General features: G+C 37.9%; 5 protein-coding genes and 1 pseudogene. 4 read left to right on the top strand and 2 right to left on the bottom strand.

The annotated features are described in order from the left end of the window. The 4 genes from ENH88_RS18040 to ENH88_RS18025 all read left to right on the top strand — a co-directional run. On the top strand, positions 1–187 hold a 187-nt coding region (locus tag ENH88_RS18040; protein ID WP_304184374.1), incomplete at its 5' end, for a DUF489 family protein. Positions 188–218: 31 nt separating this feature from the next. Beyond that, a complete protein-coding gene (gene purB, locus ENH88_RS18035; RefSeq protein ID WP_024597928.1) occupies positions 219–1,589 on the top strand; it encodes an adenylosuccinate lyase in 1,371 nt (456 codons plus the stop codon). A gap of 87 nt (positions 1,590–1,676) precedes the next feature. Next, entirely contained in the window at positions 1,677–2,834 is a 1,158-nt protein-coding gene (locus tag ENH88_RS18030; RefSeq protein ID WP_024597929.1) for a cupin domain-containing protein, read from the top strand. 153 nt (positions 2,835–2,987) lie between these two features. Next, on the top strand, positions 2,988–3,446 hold the full coding sequence (locus ENH88_RS18025) for a GNAT family N-acetyltransferase (RefSeq protein ID WP_024597930.1): 459 nt from the start codon (positions 2,988–2,990) through the stop codon (positions 3,444–3,446). A gap of 72 nt (positions 3,447–3,518) precedes the next feature. On the opposite strand, the gene ENH88_RS18020 is transcribed toward ENH88_RS18025, so the two are convergent. Together ENH88_RS18020 and ENH88_RS18015 are read right to left on the bottom strand one after the other, a co-directional pair. Beyond that, a complete protein-coding gene (locus ENH88_RS18020) occupies positions 3,519–3,965 on the bottom strand; it encodes a DUF4826 family protein (RefSeq protein WP_024597931.1) in 447 nt (148 codons plus the stop codon). Between the two features lie 117 nt (positions 3,966–4,082). After that, positions 4,083–4,267, bottom strand: a pseudogene (locus ENH88_RS18015) (peptidase M28); the annotation flags it as partial.

The raw sequence follows: 4,267 nt of genomic DNA, 5'->3' as shown, positions 1-4,267 counted from the left end.
TGGGCACCGAATACAGGTTTATGGTAAACCCGAGTTATTAAAACAGCAGCTCACTCAAAATAAAATCCGTGCGTTATTATTAGCCGGCATTAGAAGTGCAGTATTATGGCGACAAATGGGCGGTAAACGCCGTCACTTTTTCTTTGCAAAAAGAAAAATACTCGCCATTGCTAAAACAAAAATTTAACTATCGTTCAAACTAAAATTTAGGAGTTATTATGGAGCTTTCAGCGTTAACGGCTATCTCTCCAGTGGATGGTCGCTACGGCAGCAAAACCACTGAACTACGCAGTATTTTCAGCGAATTTGGCTTAATCAAATACCGCGTAATTGTTGAAGTGCGTTGGTTGCAAGCGTTAGCTGCAGCAAGCGATATTAAAGAAGTACCTGCATTTAGCGAACAAGCTAATGCACTTCTAAACGCCATTGTAGATAACTTCAGTGAAGCTGATGCACAGCGCGTTAAAGATATAGAACGCACTACAAATCACGATGTTAAAGCTGTTGAATACCTACTAAAAGAAAAAGTAGCCGATAACAGTGAGCTCCATGCAATAAACGAATTTATTCACTTTGCTTGTACTTCAGAAGATATTAATAATCTATCTCATGGTTTGATGCTAAGCGAAGCACGTAAAAATGTTTTACTTCCTTATTGCGACGAACTTTTAAGTGCAATTAAAGCTAAAGCAATTGAATACAAAACAATCCCAATGATGACTCGTACGCACGGACAACCTGCTACACCATCAACTATGGGTAAAGAGTTTGCTAACGTATACATGCGTTTAAAGCGTCAACGTGACCAAATTGCACAAGTAGAAATGCTAGGTAAAGTTAATGGTGCTGTTGGTAACTACAACGCTCACCTTAGCGCATACCCAGATTACGACTGGCACACACATGCAGATAAATTTGTATCAAGTTTAGGTTTAACACTAAACCCATTTACTACACAAATTGAACCGCATGACTATATTGCAGAGTTATTTGACGCAATTGCACGTTTCAACACTATATTATTAGATTTTGACCGTGACATGTGGGGTTACATTGCCCTTAATCACTTTAAGCAAAAAACAATTGCTGGCGAAATTGGCTCATCAACAATGCCACATAAAGTTAACCCAATTGATTTTGAAAACTCAGAAGGTAACTTAGGCTTAGCAAATGCCATTTTCTCTCATCTTGCACAAAAATTACCCGTTTCTCGCTGGCAGCGTGATCTTACTGATTCAACGGTATTACGTAACCTAGGTGTTGGTATGGGTTATGCAATTATTGCATACCAATCAACACTTAAAGGTGTAAGCAAGCTAGAAGTAAACGAGCAACGTTTAGCTGACGAGCTTGATCAAAACTGGGAATTGCTAGCTGAGCCGATTCAAACGGTTATGCGTAAGTATGGCATTGAAAAGCCATACGAAAAACTTAAAGATTTAACACGCGGTAAACGCGTAAATCAAGAAATTATGGCTGACTTCATCGATGGTTTAGACCTTCCAGAGCACGCTAAAGTAGAAATGAAAAAATTAACGCCTGCCAACTACATTGGCCGCGCTGTTGAGTTTATTGATGATTTAGTTTAAAACTAAATTGCTCTTTTAAAAAGCGAAAGGATCATCCTTTCGCTTTTTTTGTTTTAACCTCATTGCACTAACTAGTAGGCATAATGTATGTACCAATTAAAAATAAATAATTTGTCTGAGCAAGAGTTTTTAAGCCATTTTTGGCAAAAAAAGCCGCTTTTAATCAAACAAGGTTTTGCTGATTTTCAAGACCCGCTTGATGCTAATGAACTTGCCGGCCTAGCAATGGAAGAAAGCATAGAGTCGCGTATTATCACCAATCATAAAAATGATTGGCAAACACACCAAGGTCCATTTGAAGACTTTGAGCAATTAACTGACGATCACTCTACTTTACTCGTGCAAGCAGTTGATCACTGGCATAGCGATGCTGCACAACTGCTAGAACCTTTTAGGTTTATTCCCAACTGGCGCATAGACGATTTAATGATCAGCTATTCAACGCCTAATGGTGGTGTGGGTCCACATTTAGACCAATACGATGTATTTATTATTCAAGGTGAAGGCAAACGTCATTGGCGTGTAGGCTTACCCGATCCAACACTTAAGCAGTTTGCTCAAAACAAAAAACTACTTCAGGTTGAAGCATTTGAAGCCGTAATAGATTGCATTTTAGAACCTGGCGATATTTTGTATATTCCACCAGGGTGCCCTCACGAAGGTTACGCTGTAGAAAACGCACTAAATTATTCAGTTGGTTTTAGAGCCCCAAATCAACAAGATTTATTGTCGAGCTTTGCCGATCATATTATTGATACCGAAAGCGGACAAAAACGTTATACCGATCACAACATCACACTAAGAAAATCAAAAGGTGAACTTACAAACCTTGAAGTTGATAAAGTTAAAACACTGATGGCGGCACTTTTAGAAAATGACGATTTATTTAAACAATGGTTAGGCTCAACGCTTAGTCAGCCCAAACATGAAATGGATTTAGCACCAGTAGAGCCTCCATTTACATCAGAGCAAATAAGCGATGATTTAAGTGATGAAGAAACTGTGTTTGAGCGTTTAGGTGGTACGCGTGCTATTTACCAGCAGCTCGATACCGAAGTGCTATTAAGTGTTAACGGTGAAAATTACGCTATGCCATTAACTGACTTAGCGGCGGTAAAACTACTTACCGATAATACTGAGTTTGAAAGTTCAGCATTAAACTTAACAAACCCAAGTTTAGTATTTACTCAAACCTTTACTACACTTGTTAATGAGGGGATCTGGTTTAATATAGACCAAGAATAATAATACCAATTTTATTAGTAATGATGAGCATTTTGCGGCGTAAAATATTATGTATACAGGTTAGCTAAAAATTTTAATTTTACCTGATATTGGCTTAAATAATTTTGCTGCGATTACTTACTCATTTTAATTTGGTATCAATAGGAGTTTGCAATGGGCTATCTGGTTGATAAAGTTGAATGGGATATAAAAAAAGATATGTTACAAAAAATTCGAGAGCGAGTTTTTGTTTACGAGTTACATATCCCCAAGCACATCGAATTCGATAGCCTAGATAAAATTGCATTACATGTACTTGTCACAGACGATGCAAACTGCCCTATTGCAACAGGTAGATTATGTACAGATGGCTTAATCGGCAGAATAGCTGTATTACCCGAGCATCGTAACCGCAAGGTATATAAATCACTTCTCAATTTTATTGTTGAATTAGCGTCAAACCAAGGTATAGAGGAAGTAAGCATTAATTGTATTTTAAATGAGGTAGAGCGTTTTAAGCGAAATGGCTTTATTCAGCAAGGAAATGTTTTTATGGAAGCGGGAATACCCAGGCAACGCATGCAATGCCCTGTTTCAGCGTTTAAAACAACCCCCTTCACACTTGTTCATTAGATAAAGAAAAGGGCAATAAATAAACTAACGCCCTCCACATTATTATTTTAAACTAAACTTAAGTTACCTAAACTACTTGGGTTCATTAGCCCACAGTGGTTCATTATCATACATTTCGTATAAGCCATGTGCTCTATTTATAAGTAAGTTAGCAAAATCTACCTGAGTTTTATCACGCGCGCCTGTACTCATAATTTGATCCGCTTTTAATTGCCACTGCAATGAAAAATAACGCATTGCATCGCGAGCATCTGTAGCTGCACTTACCTCAGCATGATCTGTAGGTAATCGCCCTGTAACTACCCAATATGTTTTACCGTTCTGGGCTTTAAATTTCCACATTGCACAAAGTGGTGCTAAAAATCGGCTGTCTTTATCAACTACTGATTTCGGCATAATGCCTTTTTCGGCTAAATGCTTTTGCGCTGCTTGAAAACATTCCCGTTGCCACTGCATTCTTTGCTCATCAGTTATAACTTGCTCTTTTGCTGTTAACGGCTTTTTTTCTTGTTGTTCCATTTTTAATAACCTTTTACTTCTTTTTTTACACTCTAAGGGCTTAGTAAATAAGGTGCAAGCATAAAACTCCCATTTGCACCTTAAAGCTCTCTGTTTGCTGTGTTTTTAAGCAAACTATTATTTTATATTGTGATCAAACGAACCTACATCACCCGGAAAAACTACGGGTGACTCAACACCGTCTTTACTAACAGAAGCTACACCAAAGTAATAATTATCAATTACCACATTTTCAAGCGTATATTTTGAAACATTACCCACGTATTTACTAAACTGCCATTGCGGCTCGCTCGTATAACGCC

Source organism: Pseudoalteromonas prydzensis (genome assembly GCF_011050055.1).
GTDB lineage: Bacteria > Pseudomonadota > Gammaproteobacteria > Enterobacterales > Alteromonadaceae > Pseudoalteromonas > Pseudoalteromonas prydzensis_A.
This window is presented reverse-complemented; position numbering and strand designations above follow the sequence as displayed.

Coding starts and splice junctions, on each gene's coding strand:
- purB (WP_024597928.1), top strand. CDS start 219: ATGGAGCTTTCAGCGTTAACGGCTATCTCTCCAGTGGATGGTCGCTAC.
- ENH88_RS18030 (WP_024597929.1), top strand. CDS start 1,677: ATGTACCAATTAAAAATAAATAATTTGTCTGAGCAAGAGTTTTTAAGC.
- ENH88_RS18020 (WP_024597931.1), bottom strand. CDS start 3,965: ATGGAACAACAAGAAAAAAAGCCGTTAACAGCAAAAGAGCAAGTTATA.
- ENH88_RS18025 (WP_024597930.1), top strand. CDS start 2,988: ATGGGCTATCTGGTTGATAAAGTTGAATGGGATATAAAAAAAGATATG.